3 protein-coding genes are annotated in these 4,303 nt (G+C 56.4%); 1 reads left to right on the forward strand and 2 read right to left on the reverse strand.

Features of this window, described 5'->3' with window-relative positions:
* Window positions 1-324: 324 nt before the first annotated feature.
* Both F8N43_RS29095 and F8N43_RS29100 read right to left on the reverse strand, forming a co-directional pair.
* Window positions 325-1,545 (reverse strand): CaiB/BaiF CoA transferase family protein, encoded by a 1,221-nt coding sequence (locus F8N43_RS29095; RefSeq protein WP_150640104.1) that lies wholly within the window; start codon window positions 1,543-1,545, stop codon window positions 325-327.
* A 13-nt stretch (window positions 1,546-1,558) separates the two neighbouring features.
* Window positions 1,559-2,740 carry an acyl-CoA dehydrogenase gene (locus F8N43_RS29100; protein WP_150640105.1) on the reverse strand — a complete coding sequence of 394 codons (1,182 nt, stop codon included), beginning with the start codon at window positions 2,738-2,740 and terminating at the stop codon, window positions 1,559-1,561.
* A 157-nt stretch (window positions 2,741-2,897) separates the two neighbouring features.
* Between F8N43_RS29100 and F8N43_RS29105 the strand changes: the two genes are divergently transcribed.
* On the forward strand, window positions 2,898-3,797 hold the full coding sequence (locus F8N43_RS29105; protein ID WP_150630738.1) for a LysR family transcriptional regulator: 900 nt from the start codon (window positions 2,898-2,900) through the stop codon (window positions 3,795-3,797).
* The last annotated feature ends 506 nt before the right edge of the window (window positions 3,798-4,303 follow it).

Consider the following 4,303-nt stretch of genomic DNA (forward strand, 5'->3'; position numbering starts at 1 on the left):
CGTTAGCGGGAGGCGAATTCTACAGCGTTACTCGCTGCTGTCAACACCTCTTTTTCTCCGCTTTCGACCGAGAAGATCGAACCGTCAATTGAGCGACAACACACTGCTCAACCAACTCCTTCTGGGCTTCGATGACCTGAAGCAACTCGCTGTCGAAAACTGCGTAACTCTTTGTTTACCAAGGAGTTTTTCGTTTCGACTGCGCCGGAAGTGGGGCGAATTATAGACTTCCAGAATCTGCCGTCAACACCTAATTACGCTTTTCTATCAATAACTTGCAGAAAGCCTGAAAACAGCGCGCTTCCCTCTATATAGAAGGATTCCTTAGAGCACTCCGGAGTCTTTAAGCGCCGCCACCGCACAAGCATCCAGACCCAGCACCCGCTGCAGCACCTCCAGCGTATGCTCACCCAGCAATGGAGGCGCATTGCGGTACTCCACCGGCGTCTCGGACAGACGAATCGGGCTCGCCACCTGAGGCACCATCCCTGCCAATGCATGAGGCAACTCAATCGCCAGACCGCGCGACTTTACCTGAGGGTCGGCAAACACTTGAGCCAGATCGTTGATCGGGCCACATGGCACGCCTGCCTGCTCCAGCTGTGAAACCCACTCAGCAGTGGTTTTGAACACCGTAGCCTGGCGAATCAACGGAATCAGCAGCGCACGGTTCGCCACTCGCAGCTTGTTGGTGGCAAAGCGAGGATCATCCGCCCACTGCGGCTGCCCGGCCACTTCCGCAAATTTACGGAACTGCCCGTCGTTACCCACAGTGAGGATGAAATCGCCATCTGCTGTAGGAAAGTCCTGATACGGCACGATGTTCGGATGCGCATTACCCAGCCGCTTCGGCGCATTACCTGTCGTCAGGTAGTTCATCGCCTGGTTAGCCAGACACGCCACCTGAACATCCAGCAACGCCATATCGATATGTTGACCCCCTCCGTCATGATCCCGATGCGCAAGCGCCGCGAGGATCGCTACAGTGGAGTAAAGCCCGGTCAAAATGTCCGTCAGCGCTACGCCGACCTTCACCGGCCCCGCGCCATCATCCCCTTCCGGCCTCCCCGTCAGACTCATCAGGCCGCCCAAGCCCTGGATCATGAAGTCATAACCCGCACGCTTGGCGTAAGGCCCCGTCTGACCAAACCCGGTGATCGAGCAGTAGATCAGATTCGGATTGGCCACCTTGAGCGACTCATAATCCAATCCGTAAGCCGCCAACCCCCCGACCTTGAAGTTTTCGATCAGGATGTCTGACTTCGCCGCCAGCTCCCGCACCAACTTCTGCCCCTCCGGGCGCGTGAAGTCGATGGTCACTGATTGCTTGTTGCGATTGGCCGACAAGTAATAGGCGGCCTCGCTGGTGTTCTCGCCATAGGCATCCTTGAGGAAAGGAGGCCCCCAGGCGCGCGTGTCATCGCCATTCCCCGGACGCTCGACCTTGATCACCTCGGCGCCAAGGTCCGCCAGTATCTGCCCGGACCACGGCCCGGCCAGCACCCGCGACAAATCCAGTACCCGTAGATGCGAAAGCGCGCCCATGGCCGTTCTCCTATTAATAGAACGCCTGGATGCCGGTCTGCGCACGACCAAGGATCAGCGCGTGGACGTCATGCGTACCTTCATAGGTATTCACCACTTCCAGGTTGACCAGGTGACGCGCCACGCCGAATTCATCAGAGATACCGTTACCACCCAGCATGTCACGCGCCATACGAGCAATGTCCAGGGACTTGCCGCAAGAGTTGCGCTTCATCATCGACGTGATTTCGACCGCAGCGGTGCCTTCATCTTTCATGCGACCCAGACGCAGGCAGCCTTGCAGCGCCAGCGTAATTTCGGTCTGCATGTCGGCCAGTTTCTTCTGGATCAATTGTGTAGCGGCCAATGGACGACCAAACTGCTGACGATCCAGGGTGTATTGGCGAGCGGTGTGCCAGCAGAACTCGGCCGCGCCCAGCGCCCCCCAGGAAATGCCATAACGCGCCGAGTTCAGGCAAGTAAACGGGCCTTTCAAACCACGGACGTCAGGGAAGATGTTCTCTTCAGGAACAAACACGTTGTCCATGACGATCTCACCGGTGATGGATGCACGCAGCCCCACTTTGCCGTGGATTGCCGGCGCACTCAGACCTTTCCAGCCCTTCTCCAGAACGAAGCCACGGATATCGCCCGCATCGTCCTTGCCCCAGACCACGAACACATCGGCGATCGGGCTGTTGGTGATCCACATCTTGCTGCCGGTCAGGCTGTAGCCGCCGTCCACTTTACGTGCACGAGTAATCATCGCGCCCGGGTCGGAACCGTGGTTAGGCTCGGTCAGACCGAAGCAGCCAATCCACTCGCCCGAAGCCAGTTTCGGCAGATACTTCTGCTTCTGCGCCTCAGTACCGAATTCATTGATTGGCACCATTACCAAAGAGGACTGCACGCTCATCATCGAGCGATAGCCGGAGTCGACGCGCTCGACTTCACGGGCAATCAGACCGTAGCTGACATAGTTCAGACCGCTGCCGCCATATTGCTCAGGGATAGTCGCGCCCAGCAGACCCACTTCACCCATCTCGCGAAAGATCGCCGGGTCGGTCTTTTCATGACGGAAAGCTTCAAGAACACGTGGTGCGAGCTTCTGCTGAGCGAATTGCTCGGCGGTGTCGCGGATCATGCGTTCTTCTTCGGTGAGCTGTTGATCCAGCAGCAGGGGATCGATCCAGTTGAAGCTAGCTTTACCGCCCATGAGTGTGTCCTCTCGAATCGGGTCAAATAACGTGGATTGATCCTAGGCCGGGTTAGTCGCCACGGCAAACGAGGTTTTTGCATACTGTTGTGCTAATTTCTCACTCCGAAACGTCGAGAAACAGCTTTTATGCGTTGCATTAGTGAGGTTGACGTACATGCGCAGGAAGATCCCCAGCACAACCGCCCTGATCAGCTTTGAAGCAGCGGCTCGCCACGAGAGCTTTACCAAGGCAGCCCAGGAACTTTCCCTCACCCAGGGAGCAATCTGCCGACAGATCGCCAGCCTTGAGGATTTCCTCGGTGTGGAATTGTTCCGACGCTCGCGACGTGGAGTGAAGCTGACTGAAGCCGGACTTTCCTACAGCCGTCGGGTAGCCACACAGTTGGACGCCGTAGAGCGGGACACCCTGTCAGTGATGGGCCAGCAGGGTACTAACGTGATTGAACTGGCGGTTGTGCCGACCTTCGGTACCCAGTGGCTACTACCAAGACTCAAGGACTTCCAGCAAAAACATCCGGAAGTAACGGTCAACCTCACCAACCGCACCCGCCCATTCCTGTTTGCCGACACGGAGTTCGATGCCGCGATTTACTTTGGCGATGCGGACTGGTCAGGCACGGAATCCCACAGGCTGATGGGCGAAAATCCGATGCCGGTGTGCAGCCCCAAATTACTGGGCAAAAGGACAAACCTGACGCCCGCCGAAATCGCCGAACTGCCCCTGTTACAACAGACCACTCGCCCCTATGCCTGGCGCCAATGGTTCAACTCGCAAAATCTTAATATCCCGCGCGACATGACAGGACCGCGCTACGAGCTATTCTCCATGCTTGCCCAAGCGGCGATGCATGACATGGGAATTGCCTTGATCCCGCCGTTCCTGATTCAGCGTGAACTGACGGAGAAGCGCCTGGTGATTGCCAACGCTCAGGCGCTGTCCAGCATCAAGGCGTATTACTTGATGATTCCTGAGCGGAAGGTCGAATCTGCGTCGTTGAAGGCATTTCGCGACTGGTTGGTGAGTCAGGCACAAAGCTACAGCCTAGAAGGTTAAAGGCTCCACGATATTAGCTGACCCCGTAGTCAGCAAATTAAAAGCCCTACAGATATAAGTATTTGTCGCATTTTCGCAGACTGTACTCAGAAACTGCACAAACGTCCCACAAGCGCCTGAAAACGTGGCCTTGAGCCGCTATTCAATGGCAATAACACTGCATTCACCGTACCGATGGGTAATTTCTTGAATTTCGGCCAAAATCCTTACAAGTCACGGCCTGCAAGGGATTGAACCGGTTAGTTGCGACATTCGGTCACGGGGTGACTTGTAGTTAATTTTCCGTCACCCGTCATAATCCCTTGAAGGGCACAAAGTTCGCCTGCAAAATGCCGCGCCCCGCCCTGATTTGGCGGGATCGTGCTGATCGGCCGCCCCAGCCGCACCATCCGAAGTGCCTGGGTTTACTCAATAAGATCACGCAGGAGATTTGACGTGCACATTGGTGTTCCTCTCGAAACCCAGACGGGTGAAACACGGGTTGCTGCAACCCCGGAAACCATCAA

This window comes from Pseudomonas fluorescens (genome assembly GCF_902498065.1).
Classification (GTDB): Bacteria; Pseudomonadota; Gammaproteobacteria; order Pseudomonadales; family Pseudomonadaceae; genus Aquipseudomonas; species Aquipseudomonas fluorescens_BJ.

What these genes read in the sequence shown, in the direction of transcription:
- F8N43_RS29095 (WP_150640104.1), bottom strand. Translation starts at nt 1,545, where the DNA reads ATGGGCGCGCTTTCGCATCTACGGGTACTGGATTTGTCGCGGGTGCTG.
- F8N43_RS29100 (WP_150640105.1), bottom strand. Translation starts at nt 2,740, where the DNA reads ATGGGCGGTAAAGCTAGCTTCAACTGGATCGATCCCCTGCTGCTGGAT.
- F8N43_RS29105 (WP_150630738.1), top strand. Translation starts at nt 2,898, where the DNA reads ATGCGCAGGAAGATCCCCAGCACAACCGCCCTGATCAGCTTTGAAGCA.